Consider the following 23,781-nt stretch of genomic DNA (forward strand, 5'->3'; position numbering starts at 1 on the left):
GGCACCCCGGCCTTATGAGATTCGGGGAAATGGCCTGCCGAAAATGGTGAGGTTCGAGAACCGGAGCGGAGTGTACTTAACGTACATGAGCACCGGAAGCGCAGAACCGCGCCATTTGCAGGCCGCCAGAACCCGAATATCGAAGACCTAGTGATCGAGGGCTTTCACAATACTCTCCACCATCTTCTTCGCATCGGCGAAGAGCATCATGGTGTTGTCGCGGAAGAACAGTTCGTTTTCCACGCCCGCATAGCCGGAGCCCATGCCGCGCTTGATGAACAGAACCGTGCCAGCCTTGTCGACATCAAGGATCGGCATGCCGAAGATCGGTGACTTCGGATCGGTCTTCGCCGCCGGATTGGTGACGTCGTTCGCGCCGATCACGAAAGCCACATCGGCCTGCGCGAATTCCGAATTGATGTCTTCCAGCTCGAACACTTCATCGTAAGGCACGTTGGCCTCAGCCAGCAGCACGTTCATATGGCCCGGCATACGACCGGCCACCGGATGGATGGCGTATTTGACTTCCACGCCTTCGGCCTTCAGCTTGTCAGCCATTTCACGCAGCGCGTGCTGCGCCTGTGCCACCGCCATGCCGTAGCCCGGCACGATGATGACCTTGGAAGCGTTCTTCATGATGAAGGCCGCATCGTCGGCAGAACCCTGCTTGACCGGACGCTGTTCAACCTCGCCGGCAGGACCGCCAGACGTATCGCCGCCAAAGCCGCCGAGAATGACCGAGATGAACGAGCGGTTCATGCCCTTACACATGATGTAGGACAGGATCGCGCCCGACGAGCCGACCAGCGCGCCGGTGATGATCAGCGCCAGATTGCCAAGCGTGAAGCCGATACCTGCCGCTGCCCAGCCCGAATAGGAATTGAGCATGGAGACGACGACCGGCATGTCTGCGCCGCCGATTGGCACGATGATCAGCACACCGAATACCAGCGACAGAAGCACGATCAGCCAGAACACGAAATGGCTTTCGGTATTCACCAGCACGACGACCAGCAGCACGATGGCTGCGGCCAGCGCGGCATTGATGACATGACGTCCCGGCAGCATGATCGGCTTGCCCGACATGCGACCATCAAGCTTGAGGAAGGCGATGATCGAGCCGGTGAACGTGATCGCGCCGATGGCGACGCCCAGCGACATTTCGATCAGCGCCTGACCGTGGATCTGGCCCACTTCGCCGATACCGAAGGAATGCGGCGAGTAAATTGCAGCAGCGGCCACCAGAACGGCGGCAAGGCCGATCAACGAGTGGAACGCGGCAACAAGCTGCGGCATGGCCGTCATGGCGATGCGGCGGGCAATAACGGCACCGATACCGCCACCGATGGCAATACCGATGACGATCAGGACCAAACCGCCGAAGCTTGGACGCGCCAGCAGAAGCGTGGTGACGATGGAGATCGCCATACCGATCATGCCGTACATGTTGCCCTGACGGCTGGTCGTCGGGTGCGACAGGCCGCGCAGTGCCAGAATGAACAACACGCCGGAAACGAGATAAAGGAAGGCTGCGAGATTAACGCTCATAATGGTTCAGCCTCACTTTTCTTTTTTCTTGTACATGGCGAGCATGCGCTGGGTGACCAGGAAGCCGCCAAAAATGTTGACGCTCGCCAGAATGAGCGCAATGAAACCGAAGCCGGTTGCCCAGCCCGAAAGCGAAAGGCCGACAGCCAGAAGCGCACCCACCACGATCACCGATGAAATGGCGTTGGTAACGGCCATCAACGGGGTGTGCAGCGCAGGCGTAACCGACCACACAACGTAATAGCCGACGAAAATCGCCAGAATGAAAATCGCAAAGCGGAACACGAACGGATCGATTGCGCCGCCCGATGCGGCATGCGCGGCAGCCGCTGCTGCATCACCCAGACCACCGGCGTTTTCCGCGGCCTGACGCACGGCGTCCACAGCCTGATTAAGGCCCTCAAGGGCTTTGTCGAGATTTGTATCGGCCATTATGCCTCTCCTCCATCAACTGGAGACTTGGGGGAAGACGTTGTCTTCGGCGCCTTTGCAGGTGCGTTTTTCGCAGGCTTGGCAGCCGCCTTCGGCGCCGCTGCCTTTGCTGCCGGTTTTTCCGCTTTCGGTTTCGGCGCGGCTTTTGGCTTGGCAGCCTTTTCAGCGACAGCCTGAGCCGGTGCTGTCTCAGCCTTGGCGAACGCCGGATGCAAGATCTTGCTCTGATGGGTCAGAAGCGTAGCCTTGACCAGCTCTTCTTCCGGGTCGATTTTCAGAACCTTGGCTTCCTTGTCGACCAGCGTTTCGACGAAGGCGATCAGGTTGCGTGCATAAAGCTGCGATGCGCTCGCGGCGATGCGGCCCGACACATTGAGGTGACCGACGATCCTGACACCGTTCACGTCAGCGATCTGACCCGCAACTGCGCCTTCGACATTGCCGCCGCGCTCGACCGCGAGATCGACCAGCACGGAACCCGGACGCATGGAAGCAACCATTTCCCTGGAAACCAGACGCGGCGCCGGACGCCCCGGAATGAGCGCCGTTGTGATGACGATATCCTGCTTGGCGATATGGTCGGCAACAAGTGCGGCCTGCTTCGCCTGATATTCCTTCGACATTTCCTTGGCGTAGCCGCCGGAAGTTTCCGCAGCCTTGAACTCTTCGTCCTCAACGGCGATGAACTTCGCGCCGAGCGAAGCAACCTGCTCCTTGGCGGCGGGGCGAACGTCGGTTGCCGTCACGACCGCACCGAGACGGCGCGCAGTTGCAATGGCCTGAAGACCGGCAACGCCTGCCCCCATGACAAACACCTTGGCGGCGGGAACCGTACCGGCTGCCGTCATCATCATCGGCATGGCGCGGTCATAGACTTCCGCCGCATCGATCACCGCCTGATAACCGGCGAGGTTTGCTTGGCTCGACAAGACGTCCATCACTTGCGCACGGGTGATGCGCGGCATGAACTCCATCGTGAAAGCGGAAATGCCAGCCTTAGCGAGGGCCGCTACAGCGTCTTCATGGCCGTAGGGATCAAGCATGGCGAAGAGCGCTGCGCCCGATTTATACCCTTTGAGTTCCGCATCCGTCGGACGCCGCACCTTGAGTACCACATCCGCCGTTTTGGCATCCGCCACTGTGCCGATGCGGGCACCGGCTGCCGTAAACTCGGCATCGGGAATGCGCGATTTCTCGCCAGCGCCTTTTTCCACCACAACGTCGAAACCGAGCGCGATGAACTTCTTCACCGTCTCCGCCGACGCAGCAACGCGGGTCTCGCTGGGGTCACTCTCTTTCGGGATAAATAACGTCTGGGCCAAGCTGGTTTCCCTTTCGTGGCGTTCTTCCGGGGTTCCCCCGGTCAGGCGGCATTACGGGCTTCCGGGAAGAAGCCCTTTTAGAGCGCGTTTCGAACTGATTGAATCAGATCGAAACGCGCTCTAACTATTGTTTTGTAACGCGCATCTGGTCCGAAAACCGTTTCACACTTTTCGGGATGCGCTCTAAAAATGAACTACAGACATGCATAAACCCTCGGCACGGTACCCCATGCCAAGGCATTCGATCAAATCGTGCGGGTTAATCCCGGTTCAGCACCAAAGCTGCATCGTGCGCCACCGGTTGGTCTCCATCCGGCGGCGAAAGGATGCGCTAGAGGATGAACCAGGCAGCGACACAAACTAGAATGAAAAGAACGGTCGCGGAGAAGAAACCACCAGCAAAAAAGCCGAACGCCATGGCAATCATAAGGGCGACGAGCGCCACCGTGCCCCATTTAACCAGGCCCGTGAAACCGGCATAAGTTTTCTCATGCTCGGAATAATCCATCGGTGCGCCAAGTTCAGCCGGAGCCGTCGTATGATGTTCTGCCATTTTAGTTCCACCCATTCAGAATTTCCGCCCGTACACCGTCATGTTAAGCGAAAATAACTGCAATCTTCAATGTGCGACCGAACAAACCGATGCTTTGACAGCAAGGCTTTTCGTCGCACTACCCTCTCTCCGCAGAAGCGGTTCCGCAATCTTCGTAAAGCGAAACCACCCCTCTGGCTACATTTAATTGTTTAATATCCGGCGATGTTTTTAGATTCTTATACGCCGAGGCCAGTATATTTCGCCGTCGGCAAAATCGTCAGCGGCACGGAACTGCTGCGCATGTCACCAAACATCGCATGGCGTTCATGCGGCTGCGACTTGAAAAACGGAAAGCGCACCGCCACCGCATCGCGAATATTGCGGATAGGTGCGGAACCAAGCCCGACCCTGATTCCATAGCCTTCATGTTCGCGCGCATCGGCCATGACAGAGGTGCCGAATATGCGTTTGTAGAACGCCATATGTTCCGGTTTCACCGAGGCAAGACATTGATCTGCCGCGAAAAATTCGGATGCCATCGCCGCGATGCGCAGCGTGATGTAGGGAATGGCCGGGTATTCGCTCAATAGCTCGGGATCGGCGGCAAAACGGGTCGGATCAACAAAATGCATACCGCTATTGAGCAGCGGATCAAGAATATCCGGGAACAGTGCATAGCTCGTGCCGCGACGATGATCGGGCGTAATATGATGGATGCGCAGCGTGCTGACCAATTGCCCGTCCACATACACACCATAGACGAAGGCATGGCTGTCGCGGTCGATATCATCAACGATAGACGGCACTTCCGCCTCATGCATGACATTGCGGGTTCGGTAGGAACGGTAACGCAGACGACCGATTTCCTCGAGGTCCTCCGCATGGACAATGCGGCGATATTCCACCCGGTCGAGAAACTGCAACAGCTGTCGCGCGAAATTGGACAATGGCGGTTTATCGCCTGTAACAGCTGTATTCGTCATGCAATCGATTTTCCGCACCCCACAAATCAGTGCGCAGAATATGCGCCTTTATCAGCGTGTAAAGATATAACTTTTTGCACTGCCTTTTTATTGCCCCACAAAAAACACTCCTTCGCCATAATTGGATTGTGCTTTTGCGCGCGCCAAACGAGATAAAAATGCAAAATGGCCCATCTGGGGCCATTTCACGAATTTGCCTTGATTTGAAAACGAGCCTTCAAAGCGCGTTGGCGATAGCCTGAAACGCATACATCGTTTCGTCCTTCATATCCTGCCCGTCGACATTGTAATTGGAATATGCCGAGGTCTTGGCAATGACGACACCTTTGGCAGGATTGACATAGATGAACTGCCCATAGATGCCAACGGCACTATAGTCGCCTTGCCAGTCAACCGGCGTCCACCACTGATAGCCATAGCCGAACGGGATTTTGCCGAGTGCATCCTTGCGACCGGGCATCAGATAAGGCGCATCCGGCGTTACCGAATCGTGCACCCATTGCGCCGGCACAAGCTGCTCACCCTTGAAGTTGCGACCCTCATTGAGATAGAGCAGGCCGAAACGTGCATAATCGCGAAGCACGGCATTCATGCCGGCCCCGGCAGCAGCTTCACCCGTGGGATCCACCGCCCAATAGACATCGGCTTCCGCTCCAAGCTTTGACCAGAGTTTGTCCTTCAAATAATCCTGAAAACGAACACCAGTCGCGCCTTCCAAAACCAGCCCGAGCACTTGCGTATCCGCCGACACATAGTGGCTGAGCGTTCCCTGCGGGCGTTCATTTTTCAGATGTGCGGTGAAATTTGTGATCGAGCCAGTCAGAAGCTCGACAGCATACCGAACGATATCGGAATTGAGATCACCATAGTTCTCGTTAAATCCGATGCCAGACGCCATCTGCAGCACGTTCTTGACCGTCACGCCCTTGTATCCGCCCTCGGCCAGCACCGGCGCATAGCGGTCGACTGGCTGGTTGATATCGATCAGACCGTCCCGAACGGCATTGCCGACAAGGAAGGAAACGACAGATTTCGACATGGAAAATGCGATGCTCTGGGTGGCCTCGGTATTGCCGTGATCATATTCCTCGTGGACGATCACGCCGTCTTTCAGAACAATGAAACCGGTCGTGCCGCCGCGCTTCAGCCAGTCGGAAATCTTGCGGGTCTCACCCTTGTAGACAAAAGTCTCCGGCAAGGGCCGCTCTTCTTTCACCAGCTGGCTGACTTCACCCTCATGCGGGATGCGCACCGATGGATAGCGCCTGTAAACGTTGCGGAAGTTTTCAAAAATTTCCGGCCCCTTGAACATCTGGGCATATTGATAGACCGCCCAGCTTTCGTGGATTTTCTTCCAGAAGACCGCAGTACCAACACCGGCAAGAACAACAAGCCCGATCAGCCCATATAAAGCATAGCGAAAAAATCGTTTCATCGCCTCCCCTTTAAATATTCAAATTGAATTTTATAGACATTTTATAAGCAAATAACGAAATACTTATATACATCCTCCTAAGACATTAAGAGCATGATACGTGCATCTCAAAAAATCCCAATTATTATATTTATATTCAAATTCCTGTGATTTACACGAGAAGTGGCAACGACATTGAGCGTCGTAGATGAGACATGCCGAACACTTCGCAGTACTTTGAAAAACCGCGAGAAGCTCGTCCAATACAAACAGTTAAATCTGAAATAATCAGGCGACGGTTCGCCCGCCGTCGCGGCGCGCTGCGGCTTTCGTGGTCATAGCGCTGATCGCTTCCACAGGCACAGGCATACCGAGAAGATAGCCCTGTACGAGATCGGCACCCGCCGCCACACGGATCAGCGCAAGCTGTTCCTCTGTTTCGACACCTTCGACTGTCACGCCCAGCCCAAGCTCGTGCGAAAGCTGTGTAACGCCGCGAAGCAGCATGAGCGAGCGCCGGTCGGTGGTAATGTCGCGCACGAAGGAACGGTCGACCTTCACCTTGGTCAATGGCAAGGTATTGAGATAGCTGAGACTGGAATAGCCGGTGCCGAAATCATCCAGTGCGATATTGATCCCGGCGTTCTTGAGCCGCTGCAACACCATCGAAGTTTTGTTGCGGTCCGAGATGATGGCGCTTTCCGTCACTTCCACCTCAAGGCGGTGAGCCGGAAGGCCCGATTTCTGCAAGGCATTGGCGATGTCGCGGGCGATGTCATTGCTTTTCAGATCGATGGCCGAAAGATTGACCGAAACACCGATGCGGTCGCCCCATGACAGACAGTCGGCACAGGCCTGCGCCAGCATGAAGCGGGTAATGTCGGTGATGATGCCCATTTCTTCCGCAAGCGGAATGAATTCCGCAGGCGGCACAAAGCCAAGCTGCGGATGCTCCCAGCGCGCCAGCGCTTCACACGCAACAACGCGCAGGGACTGCGCGCTGACGATGGGCTGATAGACGACCTTGATCTCGCCATGCTCGATGGCAAGCCGCAAATCGGCTTTGAGTTTCTGGCGCCCGCGATATTTGGTGTCCATCGCATCGATGAAAATCGACCAGGGCTTGTCTTCCATGCTTTTGGCTTCGTAGAGCGCCAGATCGGCGCTGATATGCATGCTGCCGACATCGAATCTTCCGATATCCTCGATCGCGATGCCCGCGCTGATATCGATATGCACCTGATCGCCGTCGAGATCGTAGACGCCGGTCACGACGGTCATGATATGATCCATCACGCCTGCAACGTCGGCCTCGCTGCGCAGATTGAAGACGAACACCACGAATTCGTCGCCGCCGAAGCGTGACGCGACGAAACGCTGCGGATCGAGCGAGTTCAGCCGCTCTGCAAACAGGCGCAGCAATACGTCACCGGTATGATGCCCCAACGTATCGTTGACATGCTTGAAATGATTGATGTCGATGACGATAAGCGCAGCCTGCGTGCCCGCTTGCTGGTGGGAACGCATGGATCGCACCAGGGTTTCAAAATAATTGCGGTTCGGCAGGCCTGTCAGGCCGTCATAACGCGCCATATGCTGAATGCGCGCTTCCGCTTCCACGCGCTGCGTCACATCCTCGAACATCAGGACGGCCCCCTCATTGAGGGTCTGATTGCCGATACATTCGATATAACGCTGGTTCGAAAGCTGGAAAATATCGCGCGTGCGCTTGCCCAGCAGAAGATCCTGCATGCGCACATGCACGCTTTTCAGGTCGTTTTGCGGAAACAGTCCCTTCTTCGCGCAATAGCGCAGCAGGACATCGAGCTTGCGGCCATGCAGCTTGGTGTGTTCGGCGATCTGCAACATCGCCTTGGCCTTATTGTTGATGACCGCAATGCGCTGCTGGCTGTCGAACATCAGCAAGCCCTGCGGCATGTTGTTGAGCGCCGCATCGAAACGCCCGGCCACAATGGACAGGCGTCGCTTGCCCATGACTGCAGCGAAGAGAAACTCGCGCAGGCCGTTTGCCATCTGGATGTTGGACAGGAAGTACGGGATCAGCAGCAGGCCAATGATGACGTGAAACGGCGTTCCCGCCAGAATAAGCCCGGCCAGAACCGGAATCAGCGTGCAGGCCGACATCAGAACAACGGCTTTCGCCGATGCATAATTGCGGCCCACAATGGAAACGACCGAAGCAAGCAGCACGGTCAGGCTGGCAAGTTCGGCAAAGGAATCCCTGAGCACATAGCTTGAGAAGAAACACAACATGCCGAGCGTCAGGCAGACGGCGGACGCACCGATCAGATAGCGTGTTTCCCAGCGGTCGAGATCGGCATGGGACAGCGACTGCTGTTTTGCCTGGTCGAACTTGTGCATGTCGAAGATGCGACCAACGGCAATGATGGCGAACACACCGCCAAAAACCAGATAGCGCCAGTCATCGGTTTTCACATAGATGACGACACAGGCTACAACGTGCGCGAGCAAGCCAAACCAGAGCGTGGTACGATTACCATACAGCGCTCTGAGAAAAGATAGCCGCACATCTGCAGGTATCTCAGGTTTACGGCTTTGCCACATATCGATGCATTTATCCCTTATACGGGGAGGCAATATCGCACTAATGACTTAAAAATATCTTTCGGGATATTAAACCACAAGCTGTCACGACAACCACCATAAGATGTATTCAGATATTTTTTAAGGAAAACCACAGACGCACAACCCTCAACGGGCAATCACAACCATCGGCATACATGTTTTAGTCGTCCTAATATTACTGAAATGGCTAAAATGGGAGAACAGGGACAGGTTAGTTTCCGCATTCCCGAGAATTAATCCAGATTAGTCGATGTGGATATTCTACCGCCAGACCCCCGTCCGTTAGAGAAAAAACCTGCCATACAAGTCACGACGCGGGAAATAACCGCTAAAGAAACTTCCAACCTTGTCAGAGCTGATGACCGCCATCCACGGTAATGACGGAACCCGTCATATAGCGGCTGGCATCGGAAGCCAGCATCAGCACAACCCCGTCCAGATCCTCAGGCTCGCCGAGGCGCCGCATCGGGTTCCGCCCTTTGAAGTAGCCCCCGGCAGGGCCTTGCAGCTGATCTTCATTGATTCGCGTTGGAAACCATCCAGGGGAAATCGCGTTGACGCGAATATCGTGCGCGGCCCATTCCAGCGCCAGTGCCCGCGTCATCTGCGTCACGCAGGCCTTGGACATGGAATAGGCGGCGGCACCCTTCTGCGGACGCTCGCCCAGAATGCTGGTCGTATTGACGATGGAGCCGCCCTCGCCGCGCTCGATCATGCGGCGCGCTGCTTCCTGCGCCACAAAAAACGCACCGGCGACATTGACCTCGAATATATGCTCCAGCATATCGCGCGTCGTGTCGAGCGCGCGTGCCATATGCGCGACACCGGCATTGTTGAAGAGCGTCGTTATCGGTCCGAAGCGTTCTTCCGCTTCATCAAAAGCACGCACGATTTCATCCGGATGGGTTACATCCGCCATGATTTCGAGCACTTCGCCGCCCGATGGGCAAATGCTTTCGCCTGCATGGGTGCGCGAGATCGAAATCACGCGCGCACCGTGCCCCGCCAGCACATGAACCATGCGCAGGCCCAACCCCGAAGACCCTCCCGTCACGGCAATAACCTTGCCCCTGACGGAGAAAAGCTGATCGTCAGTCATTCATCCCCTCAACTGCCAATCCCTCTTTATACCTTCCTAGAATATAGAGATCGGCATTTGAACCATCTTCGACCGTAAAAATCGGTTCAAATCAACACAATACACAGAAGGCACGACGAAAGACCTATGGCGCAGCCGAAAGACGACACCTGTTCGTGATTGCGCGACCCATTGCGGAGAAGTAAGGAACAGAGCAGATAAGAGCATAATCCGACTGGTGGATACGAACATTATGCCCAAGACTTCTCGCCCTCTCGTTGCCGTACCGACCGATGTAAAGCCATTTGAAAACTACACCTGGCACGCAGCACCCCAGCAATATCTGGCAGCCGCCATCGACGTCGCAGGTGTAACGCCGCTTCTGGTTCCAAGTTTTGGCGACAGAATAGACCTCGATGCCATTCTGGATGCGGTGGACGGCGTTCTCGTCACAGGTTCCAAATCCAACGTCAATCCGGCGCTTTATGGCGTCGAACCGAGCGCCGCGTTCGAGCCCTATGACAATGCCCGCGATGCGACATCGCTGCCACTCATCCGCGCAGCCATCGAAAAAGGTGTTCCGGTGCTGGCCATCTGCCGCGGCATACAGGAGCTGAACGTCGCACTGGGCGGCACGCTCGCCACCGAAATTCAGGAAATGGAAGGCCGGATGGACCACCGCGCCCCGGAATCCGAAAGCCAGGCCGAGCGCTTCGCCATCCAGCACCCGATCAAGCTCAACCCGAACTCATGCCTTGCGGAAATCCTCAAAGAAGAAAGCGTGCGCGTGAACTCCGTTCACCGTCAGGCCATCGACAAGCTTGCACCGCAGCTTGAAGTCGAGGCTGTGGCCGAAGACGGTACGGTTGAAGCCGTCTCCGTGAAGAATGCGAAGGGATTTGTCGTCGGCGTGCAGTGGCACCCGGAATATTGGGCGCATTCCGATGCTCCGTCGCGCAAGATATTCGAGGCGTTCGGAGAGGCTGTGCGTCAACATCAGGCAGTAGGACAGTAGGGGTAAAAGTTCGTTGCGGTCATCCGCAATCAAAACATATTCCCCTACTCGCCTGACAGACTGCTTTAGCCTTGCACATGCACCGTTTCCGGCACCGGCGTGATCGCCTTGCCGGTGTCGAACCATGCAATGAGATTGTCGATCACCAGATCCGCCATGGCCTGACGGGTCTTTTGCGATGCGGATGCGATATGCGGCAGCAAAACCGTGTTGGGCGCATCAAGCAGGCCTTGTGGCACTGACGGTTCGTTCGCGAAAACATCCAGACCTGCAGCAGCGATGGTGCCATCGTTCAGCGCTGCGGCCAGCGCATCTTCATCAACCAGCGAACCGCGCCCGACATTGATCAGCACACCGTCCGGACCGAGCGCCTTCAGCACTTCGGCATTGACTGCCTTTGCGGTTTCCGCGCCGCCCGGTGCGACCAGAATAAGTGTGTCCACCGCCTTGGCCAGCTCGAGCAGGGTCGGATAATAATCGTAGGCGACGCCTTCAGCCTTGCGACGATTGTGATAGGAAACCGGCAGTCCGAAAGCTTCGACACGATGGGCGACCGCCTTGCCGATGCGGCCAAGGCCGAAAATGCCGACCTTGCGCCCACGCAAGGATAGCTTCGACAGCGGATAGCGGCCTTCCTTCACCCAATTGCCTGCACGCAGGAATTCCTGCGACTTCGACAATTCCCGCACCGTATCAATCAGAAGGCCAAGCGCCGTATCGGCTACTTCATCGGTCAGGACGTCAGGCGTATTGGTGACCATGACATTTTTCGTACCGGCATGTTTTGCATCGACCGCATCGTAACCGACGCCAAAATTGCCGATTATTTTCAGATTGGGCAATGCATCGATCAGCGCCGCATCGACGGTGGACATGCTGGCAATACCATATATGTCGCCTGCCCAGTCGGCATCGACCAGCGCCGCGTCACCGCGTGGTATGCGGCGCACCGAAAACTCACCGGACAGACGCTCGACGGCATAATCATTGAAGTTTCCGAGCACCAGAACGGTTGCGTCGCGCTTGGTCATGACAATATTCCTCTGGATTCCTCTGGACAGCATGTCGCAGTTCGTGAGGGACCGGCGACCGGTTAACCCAAAGGCTGCAACCGGAGCCGGAGCGGGGGAAATCAGCCGTGTTTCGGCTTGGATGTCGATTGCCGGATATGCAGTTCCGGCTTGATGAGTTCCTGCATCGAAGAAACTTCGACGCCGTTGAGCTGGTCAAGCAGTGCGCGAGCAGCACGGCGTCCCACTTCACGCTGTCCGTTCCAGACGGTCGTCAGCGCTGGTGTTGCAATGGCCGCTTCCTCGAGATCGTCATAGCCGGTCACGGATATGTCCTCGCCCGGCACCAGCCCGGCGCGGGCAATGCCGTTCATCAGGCCGATGGCGGTCAGATCGTTCCAGCAGACCGCAGCCGTCGGCTTGTCTTTCAGCGCCAGAAATTGCGGCGCGACTTCAAAGCCGCCCTGTTTCGTGCGCGGCCCGGCAATGCGCCAGTCGGGGCGAACCTCGAGCCCGGCCTTTTCCATGGCCTGCACATAGCCGCGATAACGGTCACGACCCGTCGAGGTCTGATCCGTACCGCCGATCATCGCGATACGCGTATGACCGAGTGAAATCAGGTGATTGGTGGCGAGACCGATACCATAGGCGTCGTCACCCCGAAAAACCGGCGCATGAACACCCTCGACGCTACGCGCGATCAGCACGACCGGCAGGCCGTTATCTTCCGCAAGCTGGATGTCTTCCGGCGGCGTGCCGATAGCGGGCGACATAATGACCCCATCCGCGCCGAGCTGCAAAAGTGTATCCATGAAGGTGCGCTGCTTTTCCAGCTGATCATAATGGTTGGACAGGATGAAGGTCTGCCGCGACCGGTCCAGTTCCGTTTCGATGGATTTGAGAATTTCCGCGAAGAACGGATTCATGATGTCATGCACCACGACGCCGACAATGCCGGAGCGTGAGGTGCGCAGGCTCGCAGCGCGACGGTTATAGATATAACCGATGGCGCGGGCATGTTCCTTGATCTTCTCGCGAGTCTGGTCGGCAACGAGGGGACTGTCGCGCAAAGCGAGCGAAACTGTGGCTGTCGAAACACCAAGCGCATCAGCGATGGTCGATAGCTTTATTTTCTGGGCCAAGTCGCCTCCCCAAAATGGTCCGTGCCGCAGTCGGAGACGCGGCCGCAACCTGACAAGGTGAGACGCGACCGTTCGTCTTGCGAACGGTTATGCCATTGCAAACCTTGAATTGGAAGCATTTTCGATAGCACGCATCTTGAAAAGTGTTTCACGGTTTCCCGCCAAGATGCGCGTCAAAACAAATAGTTAGAGCTTGATAAGCGACAGGCCTATTCCACGTCGTCCTCTTCAAGCGCTTCCGTTTCAGGCTCATCGGGAATGCGCGTGACACCGCGAAGCGCAAGATTGCTCTCCATCCGGCTCAGCATCTTGAGGAAGGTCTTGCGATCTTTCTTGTCGAGCCCCTTCAGCATATCCTTTTCAGTCTTGCGAATGGATTTCTCGATCGCCTTGATGGTCTCGAGACCGGTCTGCGTCAGATAGACATGCGACTGGCGCTGATCGGTTTCCGAGGCGCGCTTCGCCACGAACCCCTGCCCCTGCAGACGCGCAATGGTTTTGGTGATGGTCGGCGGACGCACACCCAGCCGCTGTGCAAGAACGCCGGGTGTCAGCCCGTCTTCCGCAGCCAGTTGCAACATGACTGCATCCTGCCCCGCATAAAGCCCCTGTTCCAGAAGCCGCGTGGCCAGCACCGTCCGCGACAGTCTTGCCACGGATTGCAGCCGGTAAAGTACAACCGCCTTATTGTCCTTGCTCATCGCCACCTCGCCCTTGTTGGCACTTTGATGCGCATCCCGAAAAGCATCCAACGGTTTTCGGACAAGATACGCTGTTCAAAATAAACCAGTTACTGTCGCCTGATCGATAGTCCCATCCATCCATATATCGTAAAATATTGTCCGACTTATGAAACAACAAGGCCCGGTTGCTGTCATGGCTAACGGACGTTAGGGTCAGGACCCAATAAAACAAATAAAGCGAGGAAAACATGACCGACCTGCGCGATCAAAACAGCGACATGATTGTCGTTCTGCCCCTTGGCGCTCACGAACAGCATGGGCCTCACCTGCCGTTTGAAACGGATACGATCATCGCCGAAGGCATTGTCGCGCGTGTCAGCGATGCGCTGCCTGCCGAACTGAACGTCAATTTCCTGCCTGCACAGCCGGTCGGCTATTCCATCGAACACATGGATACGGAAGGGACCCAGAGCCTCGCCTTCGCCGAGGCCGTGAACCAGTGGATCGGCATTGGTGAAAACCTTCACGCTGGCGGCATTCGCAAACTGGTCATGCTGAACGCGCATGGCGGAAATTCGCCATTGATGACAATTGTTGCAACGGAACTGCGCACACGGCTCGACATGCTGACTGTCGCCACAAGCTGGACCCGCTTCGGCCTGCCGGAGGGCCTGATTACGCCGGAGGAAAAAGCGCTCGATATTCATGGCGGTTTCATCGAGACATCGGTGATGCTGGCGCTGCGCCCCGATCTGGTGGACATGTCGAAGGCACGCAATTTCTCCAACGCCCAGTCACGTTACGCCGAGGAATTCAAGTTCCTGCGCGCCTATGGCCCTCATGCCTTCGGCTGGAAGATGCACGATCTCAACCCGGAAGGGGTTGCTGGCAACGCTGCTGCCGCAACGGCAGAAGCCGGGGAAAGGCTGATCACCAACGCGGTGACGGGCTTTATCGAACTGCTGCGCGATGTCGACAGGTTCGATCTCGCCCGGTTCGAATTGCAACGTCTCGCCAATCAGGCAGGTTAGACACTGCAAGGCCCGTGTTCCAACTGGCGTGAATGTGATTAGGCGAATGTAATATTATAGCATTGCATATGGCATTCACGCTGCCCTTCCCTTATATGAATTGTCCTATCCGAGGTTTCGGTGCTGTGCCGCTCGCGCTGGTCGCGCACTGGCCATCCCGGACCACGATTTCAAAAGGCCACAACTTCAAGAGGCATAACCATGAGCCAGGCTGAAGCCCAAACCGAAGCTCCGTCTGAAACCAAGACGACCACTGAAGCTGGCCGCATTCCCGTGACCGTTCTGACCGGTTATCTGGGTTCGGGAAAGACCACTCTTCTCAACCGTATCCTGACCGAAAATCACGGCAAGCGTTACGCCGTGATCGTCAATGAATTCGGCGAGATCGGCATCGACAACGACCTGATCGTCGAGTCGGACGAAGAAATCTACGAAATGAACAATGGCTGCATCTGCTGCACCGTGCGTGGCGACCTGATCCGCGTGGTGGAAGGCCTGATGCGCCGTCCGGGTCGTTTCGACGCCATCGTTGTGGAAACGACCGGCCTTGCCGATCCGGTTCCGGTTGCGCAGACCTTCTTCATGGATGATGACGTGCGCGCCAAGACCGGTCTCGACGCCGTTGTCGCCCTTGTCGATGCCAAGCACCTGCCGCTGCGCCTGAAGGACAGCCGCGAGGCGGAAGACCAGATCGCCTTTGCCGATGTCGTGCTCATCAACAAGACCGATCTCGTGACGCCGCAGGAGCTGGCGGCCATCGAGGCGACCGTTCGCGCCATCAACCCGCATGCCATCATCCACCGCACCGAGCGCGCCTCCATTCCGCTCGACCGCGTGCTGGATCGCGGCGCCTTCGACCTGAAGCGCGTTCTGGACAACGATCCGCACTTTCTCGACCATGATCATCCCGATCACGTATGCGGACCGGATTGCGACCATGATCATGACCATCATGGTCACGACCATGGACATCATCATCATGCGCATGATCACGATCATCATGACCACCATCACGACCATGACCATGTGTGCGGTCCCGACTGCGATCATGACCATCACCACGATCACGCCTCACCGATCCATGATGTGACGGTGAAGTCGGTGTCGCTCAGGGCTGGTGAAATCGACCCGGCGAAATTCTTCCCGTGGATTCAGAACATCACCCAGACGCAAGGACCGAACATTCTGCGCCTCAAGGGCATCATCGCTTTCAAGGACGATCCGGACCGCTATGTGGTGCAGGGCGTGCACATGATCATCGAAGGTGACCACCAGCGTGCCTGGAAGGAAGACGAAAAGCGTGAAAGCCGCCTCGTCTTCATCGGACGTGAACTCGACCCCGCCGCCCTGAAGGCCGGCTTCGAAAACAGTCAGGCCCGATAAAGCGCTTCCGGTTATGTTCGAACCGGGAAACCGCTTAACCGCCTATTTCTATGCATTTCCGGCAAAACCGCTTCTGCTGGAAATGCTCTCATCAATAAACAATACCGGAAGCCGATGCCTACAGTAGCTCCGCTCGACCTTGAAGGTCATTGTCTTTATGCGCGCTTTGTCGGCGGCATTCCCTTCTTCGCAATGGCCGATGGCTCGATCCATCAGCTCAACAACGGCAGCAAGACATCGGCAGCCCATGACGGACTGTTGAGCGCAACCGTTTCCGTTGACGGAAAGTCGCTCATCACTGGCGGCGAAGACGGTCGCGTGTGCCGTACCGACGCCGATGGGACGGTAACTGAACTTGCGAAGATCCCGCGCAAATGGATGACCGCCGTGGCAGCAGGCCCTGGCGGAACTGTCGGTTTTGCGTCGGGTCGCACCGCCTGGGTGCGCACGTCTGACGGCAAGGTGCAGGAATTTGCGCAGGAACGCAGCGTCGAAGGCATTGCCTTTGCGCCAAAGGGCCAGCGGCTGGCGATTGCCCGCTATAATGGTGCAACCCTGATCTGGACCGGAACGGCGGCGAAGCCTGTCGAACTGGAATGGAAAGGCGCACATATCGGCGCAATCTTTTCACCCGATGGTCGCTTCCTCATCACCTCGATGCAGGAAAATGCCCTGCATGGCTGGCGTCTCGAAGATACGAAGCACATGCGCATGACCGGCTATCCGGCCAAGGTGAAAGACTGGTCGTGGAGCGCCAAGGCCAAGTGGCTGGCCACCTCCGGCGCCCCGGCAGCAATCGTCTGGCCTTTTGCGGGCAAGGACGGCCCGATGGGCAAGGCTCCTCTGGAACTCGGTCTTCGTGGCGATAGCATGGTGACATCCGTTGCCTGCCATCCGGTCGAGGACATTGCAGCCATCGGCTATAATGACGGCATGATCCTGGTTGCTCGTTTCGCCGACAGCAAGGAAGTTCTGCTGCGCCGCCCCGGCAAGGGCGCAATCACCAGCATGGGCTGGGATGAACAGGGCCAACGCCTCGTCTTCGGCTCCGAGGCCGGGGATTGCGGTGTGGTTTCGATAGCGGATTAGAGCGCATCCCGAAAAGTGTGAAACGGTTTTCGGAAAAGATGCGCGTAAAAACAAATGATTAGAGCGCCGATCTGATTCAATCAGATCGGCGCTCTAAACCCTGAACAGAAGCCGCAGGTCGCGGAGGAAACAGTCCAATGGACTGATTCCCCGTTTCATCTACACAAGCAGACTGCTTGCAGATCCTCAGACCTGACCGTTTCGTTTGGCGCGAGCCACACCGAAAAGACCCGAAATCACCAGCGCAACACCGACGCCCATCACCCCATAACCCAATGCATTCGACGTTATGTCGGTCTGATTGGCAGAGGCAATGGCTGCGGCAGCTTCCGACGCGCCAGAGCCGCCAGCCCTGGCATCCATCATCGCGACCATGCCGGGCTCGTTGCATTTCGGCAGCAACGACGATTTGGCATCGGCATTATCACCATAAATATTCTGGATGATTTGTTCGCAGCGCTGTTGATCCGCGCTGGAAACAGACGAACCACTGGCTTGGTAATAAAATCCGCCTGCCACAAGAGCTGCACCAATTACGGCCATCAGGACAGAAGAACCTTTAGCACTTCTTAGAATCATACGATTTCCTTATTTAAATCTAGAGTTGCTAATAGACCATACCAACACCGGACCAACAATCGTAATCCATCTTCAGCGGTTTTATCCTGTTCATACAGGAGGAGGAGAATTTCAGTATGCTTTCACGTCGTTCTATTGTCCTCGGCGGAGTATCGGCAGTCTTTTCGACGTCCCTGCTCGTCGAAAAGACTTTCGCAACCGCCCCTGCGGCTGAGGTCGAACCGTGGGCACAAAAGCTGATTGCGGCAGCGGAAAGCCAGGTGGGAACGACGGTTCACTATGACCCCGCCTATACGCAGCTGGAATATCCCGGCGGGGACGTTCCTCTCGATCGAGGCGTCTGCACCGATGTCATCATCCGCGCCTATCGGCAGGGGTTGAATGCGGACCTGCAGGCCTTGGTTCACAACGATATGCGGAAAGCTTTCACGCAATATCCGAGAAACTGGGGCCTGAAGCGCCCCGACCCGAATATCGACCACCGTCGCGTGCCGAACCTTGCCGTTTTTTTCAACAGGAGCAAAGCGGCCTTACCGGTTACAAAAGTTGCTGAGGATTATCGTCCCGGCGATCTCGTCGCGCAGATGCTTCCGGGAAGCCTGCCGCATATAGCCATCGTTACACAGCGCTATAACGCCGAGGGCACACGTCCTTTGGTTGTTCACAATATTGGTGCGGGAACCCGGATTGAAGACCGGCTGTTTGAGTTCCCCATTACCGGCCACTTTCGCTATCGCCCAAATGCATGAAGCAAAGCCCGATCAAGGAGACTGACCGGGCTTCAATCAAGTCGATATTATTGTCCGCGTCTTGCAACCGCAGGCGCGCCATCTGGTCCGAGCGATGCCACCCATTGAGTGATGGCGGCGATATCCTTTTCACCCAGCATATGATCCGCATCGATGGTGCGGGCATCGACGCGGGCGCCACCGGAGCGCAGAAGTGCGGAAAGCGCTGGCGCAAACGGTGAATAGAGCTTGTCCTCTTCGCCTGTGATGGTCAGAACGCGCGCCTTGCTCAGATTGGCGACAGGGGCGTTATCCAGAACCGGCATCGAGCGCATCAGAATGGCGCGCTTCACCAGATCGGGGTGCAGCATCATGGTTGCAGCCAGAAGATTGGCGCCGTTCGAATAGCCCACGAAGGTTGCGTGGGTGAGGTCGAGATCCTTGTCATCGGCCAGACGCGTCAAAAAGGTCACGAATGCATTGGCTTCGAGCTTCACGTCCTTCTGGTCGAACTTGACCGGCGAGATGCGCTTGTACCAGCGTGTACCGCCATCTTGCATCACGCGACCGCGAATGCCGAGCAGTGTGGCGCGCGGCCAGATCTTGGAAGCCAGCGGCACAAGGCTGGTTTCATTGCCACCCGAACCGTGCAGCAGGATCACCAGTTCGTTCGAAGCATTTTCCGGCTTGTAGAAGCGATGAATGAACTGCTTGCTGCGCGAAAAATTCTGTTCCGGGGTCGTTTCCGTATCCATTTTCTTCTCGCGCATTGTCACGCCTTCACCCAGCTTGGGAGCGCCCTGCTCTTCTTTCATCGATGCAGCAATAGCGCTCAGAACCTTGCCCTGACCGTTCGTCGAAACGGGCTGTCCTTCGGCCAGAGCCGAGCCGGCCGCCACCGTGAATGCAGCTGCCGCCAAAGCGGCAATAAACATCTTCTTTACCATGATCTCAATATAGCCAATGAGACGTTAACGAAGGTTTGAAGGCAGCTCTTCCCGGGTGCGTCCCCACCCCTGCCGGCGATAATCACATGACCCGACACATCTCTCCGAAATCGCCCATGCTTTTGCGGGAAGTGCTTTCGGGATGCGCTAATGTAATGCCGTTAACAGCAGAGTTTTAGCGAGAATATGGCAGAATGCACGAAAAGTTACATTGTGTTACAATTCTGTTACGCCTTCACGCGATCTCAACAATGCGTGAACAACATCGTGTTCGCAAATTATCCATGCTTTTGACGCCTTTACGTGGGATCGTATCTGCAACAGCAGGCTAATCGTTTTGGAAGTGGGAGAGACCATGAGCAGCTTCAAACCCGGGCGTTTTTCATCCGCCCGTCTCACTTATGACGCGGTGACGCCCAAGAGCCTCTATCTGAACCGTCGCAACTTCATGGTTGGCGCGGGTGCGCTGGCCGCGGCTGGTGTTGCACCAACCGCCTTTGCCGAACCGCTCAAGGCGAAGGCTTCCGCCTATAAGGTCGATGAAAAGCTGACACCGCAGGATGCTGTCACGACCTACAATAATTTCTATGAATTCGGCACCGACAAGAGCGACCCTTCCGCCAATTCCGGCAGCTACAAGCCGCTGCCCTGGAAGCTCACCGTCGATGGCCTCGTGAAACAGCCGAAGGAATTCGACATTCAGGAACTGATTGCCAGGATGCCGCTTGAAGAACGCATCTATCGGATGCGCTGCGTCGAGGCATGGTCGATGGTCATTCCGTGGATCGGATTTCCGCTCGCAAGCCTTCTGTCGCAGGTGGAGCCGCTTGGCTCCGCCAAATACATCGCCCTTACCGGCATCGTGCGACCGGAAGAAATGCCGGGCCAGACCGGCCTCTTTCAGGTTCTCGACTGGCCCTATATCGAAGGCCTGCGTCTCGATGAAGCCAATCATCCGCTGACGATCCTTTCGGCCGGCCTTTACGGCGAGACATTGCCCAATGCGAACGGCGCGCCGATCCGGCTCGTGGTGCCCTGGAAATACGGTTTCAAGGGGATCAAGGCGATCACGAAGATCAGCTTTGTCGAAAAGCAGCCGCCAACCTCATGGCAGCAGCAGGCCGCTAACGAATATGGCTTCTATGCCAATGTGAATCCGGAGGTCGATCATCCGCGCTGGAGCCAGGCGACCGAACGGCGTATCGGCGAAGGCGGCTTTTTGGGTTCGGGCCGCCGCCCCACCTTGCCGTTCAACGGTTATGGCGAGGAAGTCGCCTCACTTTATGCGGGCATGGACCTGAAGGTGAATTACTGACATGGCAGCAGCGGCCCAGACAGGCAAAAAGAAGACAGTTCGTCCCGGTGAATGGAAGATCTGGCTGCTTTATGCGGTCGGTTTCGTTCCGGCAGTCTGGACGTTCTATCTGGGCGCAAGCGGCAACCTTGGTGCCGATCCGGTCAAGACTTTCGAACACACGCTTGGCCTGTGGGCTCTGCGCTTTCTCATTCTGACCCTCATGGTAACGCCGATCCGCGACCTGACAGGCATGGCTTTTCTGCGCTACCGTCGGGCGCTCGGCCTGCTCGCCTTCTATTATGCGCTGATGCACTTCGCCACCTATATGGTGCTGGATCAGGGCCTGAACATTTCCGCCATCGTCACCGATATCGTGCGACGGCCTTTCATCACCATCGGCATGATCAGCCTGGTCCTGCTGGTGCCGCTGGCGCTTACCTCCAACAACTGGTCGATCCGCAAGCTCGGCCGTCGTTGGAACAGCCTGCACAAGCTGGTCTATGTCGCAATCGCTGGCGGCGCGATCCATTTCATCATGTCGGTGAAAAGCTGGCCCGCCGAACCGGTCATCTATGCCGGGATCGTCAGCGCACTGCTTCTATGGCGTCTGGTGCGTCCGCACGCCCGCAACCGCAAGCCTGTTTCCCGCCCGCGCGGCGAAGCAATGGCAGTAAAGAAATAAGCCCTGACACACCAATAACTTTCTACGGTTTCTAATGTAGAAACTTAAATTTACTATTCTAACCGTTACCCCATGACATAGGGATGCAAATCATGTCAGTATCCCGCCGATTTCCGCACACAGAATAATTCCTGGCAGCGGCAACCGACGAATACGGAATGCATATGTCATCTCTCCTGAAATCGGCTCCCGTCCGCATCGCAGGCAAGTTCGTCTTCATTTTATTCGTCCTTATCTTTGCGATATGGGCCAGCTTTGCCATGTGGTTCCAGTTGCCCTTCGGCGATGCCATGCGCGGATCGATCATCGCCGTCTGGCTTCTGATCGCTCTGGGCGTGATTGCAGGCGAAAGACATTACAGCTGCTGGCGCAGGCGACTGGTCTTCTGCCTTCTGGCGCTGGTGATGCTGGGGGCATGGTCTACAGTCCGCCCCTCCCTCAACCGCATCTGGGCGCCCGACGTCGCCCGCACGGTGACGGGAAAGATCAATGGCGACATCGTCACCCTTTCCAATGTCCGCGATTTCACCTGGCGAACGACAGAAGATTTTACGCCCAACTGGAAAGAGGAAACCTACGACCTCAGCAAAATTGCGACGGTGGACGTTTATCTGTCCTATTGGTCGGGCCCGGCAATCGCCCATACGCTTCTGTCATTCGGCTTCGAGGATGGCCGTCATGTGGTCTTTTCCGGCGAAATCCGCCGCGAACACCATGAAGTCTATTCGCCCATCGCGGGCTTCTTCCGCAAATACGAGCTGGCGATGATTGCCGCCGAAGAGCAGGACATCATTTATCTGCGCACCAATGTCCGCAAGGAAAACGTCTATCGCTACCGCGTGAAGCTGCCGCCGGTGGGCGCGCGCGAACTTTTCCTGTCCTATGTCGAGCTTGGCAATGAGCTGGCAGAGCAGCCGAAATTCTATAATACGCTGACCGCGAACTGCACCACGATCATCTTCCACATGGCGCGGGTGCTGGATCCGACCTTCCCGTTCGACTACCGCATCCTCCTGTCAGGCTACCTGCCCGGTTATCTGTACGATCACGGCTGGATCGAGAATGGCGGCACACTGGAGGAAGCGCGCAAACGCGCGTCAATCGACGCAAGAGCGCTCGCGGGCGGACGCGACGGCTTTTCGCAACGTATCCGCGAATAAAAAGACCCGCCGAAACCGAAGCTTCGACGGGGTTCGCATCGATTTGAAGAAATTACACCGCAGCGGTGATGATGACTTCAACCTTGTAGTCTGGCGTTGCCAGCGCTGCTTCGCCGGTGGCGCGGGCAGGCGTGTGAGCCGGATCGACCCATGCATCCCAGACAGCGTTCATTTCGCCAAAATCCTTCATGTCGGCGAGCCAGATGATGGCCTGAAGGATCTTGGTCTTGTCGGAGCCCACTTCCTTGAGAAGGCGGTCCACCTCGGCCAGAACGGCCTTGGTCTGTTCGGTAACGCTGGCACCCGGATTTCCCACCTGACCGGCGAGATAAACAGTGTTGCCGTGAATTACGGCCTGGCTCATGCGCGGGCCGACTCCAATGCGACGGATGCTCATGGTGAACTCCTCTCAATAATGCTCTTCTGCGGGACCAGTCCCGCATGTGAAAATGTTGCGCATCCTTATTAAAGCCCTAGTCTGCTTTGGCAATGCCAATGCCGGTCCGAATGATGCAATTTCAGTAAAAAGAACATTTCCAGCAAAAGTGCGAAGCGGTTTTGCGTGAGGATAATGCGACGAAACAAATACTTGGAGCAGTTCCAGCGACACCGCTCCAACTGGAACCGCTCCGAAGAGGAGGACAGCCATGTCGGAACCACTCGCCGAGATTTATCGCGACTATATTGCATGCCTGAACCGGCAGGACTGGGACGACCTCGGACTTTATGTGCACGAGGAGGCCATTCATAATGGCAGACCTTTGGGACTTGGCGGCTATCGCACGATGCTGGAACAGGATTTCGAGGCGATTCCCGACCTGCGCTTCAACATAGAATTGCTTGTCAGCGAGCCGCCCTATATTGCCAGCCGGCTTCAGTTCGACTGCACGCCGAAGGGGCTACTGTTCGGTCTCCCGGTCAACGGTAAACGGGTTCGGTTCGCAGAGAATGTCTTCTATGAATTCGAGAATACGCTCATAAGGAAAGTCTGGTCAGTCATCGATAAGGCAGCGATTGAAGCACAGCTGTGATCATATCAAGCATGTCTTTTTCCCATCGTAGCGGGATCAGAAATCAGTCCAGTGGACTGATTTCCCCGCGAAGGCGGCTCCCACT

At 56.5% G+C, this 23,781-nt stretch carries 23 protein-coding genes; 9 read left to right on the forward strand and 14 right to left on the reverse strand.

Features of this window, described 5'->3' with window-relative positions; translation table 11 throughout:
* Positions 1–147: 147 nt before the first annotated feature.
* The 8 genes from OHI65_RS19005 to OHI65_RS19040 all read right to left on the reverse strand — a co-directional run bounded on the left by OHI65_RS19005 (position 148) and on the right by OHI65_RS19040 (position 9,940).
* On the reverse strand, positions 148–1,548 hold the full coding sequence (locus OHI65_RS19005) for an NAD(P)(+) transhydrogenase (Re/Si-specific) subunit beta (protein WP_010659453.1): 1,401 nt from the start codon (positions 1,546–1,548) through the stop codon (positions 148–150).
* 12 nt (positions 1,549–1,560) lie between these two features.
* Positions 1,561–1,980 carry a proton-translocating transhydrogenase family protein gene (locus tag OHI65_RS19010; RefSeq protein WP_029929302.1) on the reverse strand — a complete coding sequence of 140 codons (420 nt, stop codon included), beginning with the start codon at positions 1,978–1,980 and terminating at the stop codon, positions 1,561–1,563.
* Positions 1,980–3,302, reverse strand: coding sequence for a Re/Si-specific NAD(P)(+) transhydrogenase subunit alpha (locus tag OHI65_RS19015; RefSeq protein WP_125299990.1), 1,323 nt, complete (start codon positions 3,300–3,302; stop codon positions 1,980–1,982). The genes OHI65_RS19010 and OHI65_RS19015 overlap by 1 nt, the downstream gene beginning before the upstream one ends.
* A 331-nt stretch (positions 3,303–3,633) precedes the next feature.
* Positions 3,634–3,855 (reverse strand): aa3-type cytochrome c oxidase subunit IV, encoded by a 222-nt coding sequence (locus OHI65_RS19020; protein ID WP_010659450.1) that lies wholly within the window; start codon positions 3,853–3,855, stop codon positions 3,634–3,636.
* Between the two features lie 218 nt (positions 3,856–4,073).
* Positions 4,074–4,820: an N-acyl amino acid synthase FeeM domain-containing protein gene (locus tag OHI65_RS19025; RefSeq protein ID WP_010659449.1), complete on the reverse strand. Its 747-nt coding sequence runs from the start codon at positions 4,818–4,820 to the stop codon at positions 4,074–4,076.
* Positions 4,821–5,037: 217 nt separating this feature from the next.
* The gene (locus tag OHI65_RS19030) at positions 5,038–6,255 is read right to left on the reverse strand and encodes a serine hydrolase domain-containing protein (protein ID WP_012091460.1); all 1,218 of its coding nucleotides are present in this window, start codon (positions 6,253–6,255) and stop codon (positions 5,038–5,040) included.
* Positions 6,256–6,522: 267 nt separating this feature from the next.
* The gene (locus OHI65_RS19035) at positions 6,523–8,820 is read right to left on the reverse strand and encodes a putative bifunctional diguanylate cyclase/phosphodiesterase (protein ID WP_264358760.1); all 2,298 of its coding nucleotides are present in this window, start codon (positions 8,818–8,820) and stop codon (positions 6,523–6,525) included.
* 370 nt (positions 8,821–9,190) lie between these two features.
* A complete protein-coding gene (locus tag OHI65_RS19040) occupies positions 9,191–9,940 on the reverse strand; it encodes an SDR family NAD(P)-dependent oxidoreductase (RefSeq protein ID WP_012091458.1) in 750 nt (249 codons plus the stop codon).
* 232 nt (positions 9,941–10,172) lie between these two features.
* Between OHI65_RS19040 and OHI65_RS19045 the strand changes: the two genes are divergently transcribed.
* Positions 10,173–10,934 carry a gamma-glutamyl-gamma-aminobutyrate hydrolase family protein gene (locus OHI65_RS19045; RefSeq protein WP_094514108.1) on the forward strand — a complete coding sequence of 254 codons (762 nt, stop codon included), beginning with the start codon at positions 10,173–10,175 and terminating at the stop codon, positions 10,932–10,934.
* A 65-nt stretch (positions 10,935–10,999) separates the two neighbouring features.
* On the opposite strand, the gene OHI65_RS19050 is transcribed toward OHI65_RS19045, so the two are convergent.
* From OHI65_RS19050 to OHI65_RS19060, 3 genes are all read right to left on the reverse strand, one after another.
* Positions 11,000–11,965 carry a 2-hydroxyacid dehydrogenase gene (locus OHI65_RS19050; protein WP_010659444.1) on the reverse strand — a complete coding sequence of 322 codons (966 nt, stop codon included), beginning with the start codon at positions 11,963–11,965 and terminating at the stop codon, positions 11,000–11,002.
* 101 nt (positions 11,966–12,066) lie between these two features.
* Positions 12,067–13,086, reverse strand: coding sequence for a LacI family DNA-binding transcriptional regulator (locus tag OHI65_RS19055; RefSeq protein ID WP_006471199.1), 1,020 nt, complete (start codon positions 13,084–13,086; stop codon positions 12,067–12,069).
* 209 nt (positions 13,087–13,295) lie between these two features.
* Complete coding sequence (locus OHI65_RS19060; protein WP_125299989.1) at positions 13,296–13,787, reverse strand: MarR family winged helix-turn-helix transcriptional regulator; 492 nt, start codon at positions 13,785–13,787, stop codon at positions 13,296–13,298.
* 230 nt (positions 13,788–14,017) lie between these two features.
* Here OHI65_RS19060 and OHI65_RS19065 point away from each other — a divergent pair, with 230 nt between their 5' ends.
* From OHI65_RS19065 to OHI65_RS19075, 3 genes are all read left to right on the forward strand, one after another.
* Positions 14,018–14,800: a creatininase family protein gene (locus tag OHI65_RS19065; RefSeq protein ID WP_125299988.1), complete on the forward strand. Its 783-nt coding sequence runs from the start codon at positions 14,018–14,020 to the stop codon at positions 14,798–14,800.
* Positions 14,801–15,001: 201 nt separating this feature from the next.
* Positions 15,002–16,183, forward strand: a complete 1,182-nt coding sequence (locus OHI65_RS19070) for a CobW family GTP-binding protein (protein WP_010659441.1) — start codon at positions 15,002–15,004, stop codon at positions 16,181–16,183.
* A 114-nt stretch (positions 16,184–16,297) separates the two neighbouring features.
* Positions 16,298–17,272, forward strand: coding sequence for a WD40 repeat domain-containing protein (locus tag OHI65_RS19075; RefSeq protein WP_010659440.1), 975 nt, complete (start codon positions 16,298–16,300; stop codon positions 17,270–17,272).
* Between the two features lie 186 nt (positions 17,273–17,458).
* On the opposite strand, the gene OHI65_RS19080 is transcribed toward OHI65_RS19075, so the two are convergent.
* Positions 17,459–17,851, reverse strand: a complete 393-nt coding sequence (locus tag OHI65_RS19080) for a hypothetical protein (RefSeq protein ID WP_125299987.1) — start codon at positions 17,849–17,851, stop codon at positions 17,459–17,461.
* Between the two features lie 116 nt (positions 17,852–17,967).
* Between OHI65_RS19080 and OHI65_RS19085 the strand changes: the two genes are divergently transcribed.
* Positions 17,968–18,600 (forward strand): DUF1287 domain-containing protein, encoded by a 633-nt coding sequence (locus OHI65_RS19085; RefSeq protein ID WP_125299986.1) that lies wholly within the window; start codon positions 17,968–17,970, stop codon positions 18,598–18,600.
* Between the two features lie 47 nt (positions 18,601–18,647).
* Here OHI65_RS19085 and OHI65_RS19090 read toward each other — a convergent pair whose 3' ends face one another.
* Complete coding sequence (locus OHI65_RS19090; RefSeq protein ID WP_010659437.1) at positions 18,648–19,526, reverse strand: alpha/beta hydrolase; 879 nt, start codon at positions 19,524–19,526, stop codon at positions 18,648–18,650.
* Positions 19,527–19,881: 355 nt separating this feature from the next.
* Here OHI65_RS19090 and msrP point away from each other — a divergent pair, with 355 nt between their 5' ends.
* The 3 genes from msrP to OHI65_RS19105 all read left to right on the forward strand — a co-directional run bounded on the left by msrP (position 19,882) and on the right by OHI65_RS19105 (position 22,665).
* Positions 19,882–20,841, forward strand: a complete 960-nt coding sequence (gene msrP / locus OHI65_RS19095) for a protein-methionine-sulfoxide reductase catalytic subunit MsrP (protein ID WP_125299985.1) — start codon at positions 19,882–19,884, stop codon at positions 20,839–20,841.
* A gap of 1 nt (position 20,842) precedes the next feature.
* On the forward strand, positions 20,843–21,505 hold the full coding sequence (msrQ, locus tag OHI65_RS19100) for a protein-methionine-sulfoxide reductase heme-binding subunit MsrQ (protein ID WP_010659435.1): 663 nt from the start codon (positions 20,843–20,845) through the stop codon (positions 21,503–21,505).
* A 164-nt stretch (positions 21,506–21,669) separates the two neighbouring features.
* Positions 21,670–22,665 (forward strand): DUF4105 domain-containing protein, encoded by a 996-nt coding sequence (locus tag OHI65_RS19105; RefSeq protein ID WP_010659434.1) that lies wholly within the window; start codon positions 21,670–21,672, stop codon positions 22,663–22,665.
* A gap of 52 nt (positions 22,666–22,717) precedes the next feature.
* On the opposite strand, the gene OHI65_RS19110 is transcribed toward OHI65_RS19105, so the two are convergent.
* Positions 22,718–23,062, reverse strand: a complete 345-nt coding sequence (locus tag OHI65_RS19110) for a RidA family protein (protein ID WP_071632572.1) — start codon at positions 23,060–23,062, stop codon at positions 22,718–22,720.
* A 250-nt stretch (positions 23,063–23,312) separates the two neighbouring features.
* Here OHI65_RS19110 and OHI65_RS19115 point away from each other — a divergent pair, with 250 nt between their 5' ends.
* Complete coding sequence (locus OHI65_RS19115; protein ID WP_012091447.1) at positions 23,313–23,696, forward strand: ester cyclase; 384 nt, start codon at positions 23,313–23,315, stop codon at positions 23,694–23,696.
* The last annotated feature ends 85 nt before the right edge of the window (positions 23,697–23,781 follow it).

This window comes from Brucella sp. MAB-22 (assembly GCF_025908475.1).
Classification (GTDB): Bacteria; Pseudomonadota; Alphaproteobacteria; order Rhizobiales; family Rhizobiaceae; genus Brucella; species Brucella anthropi.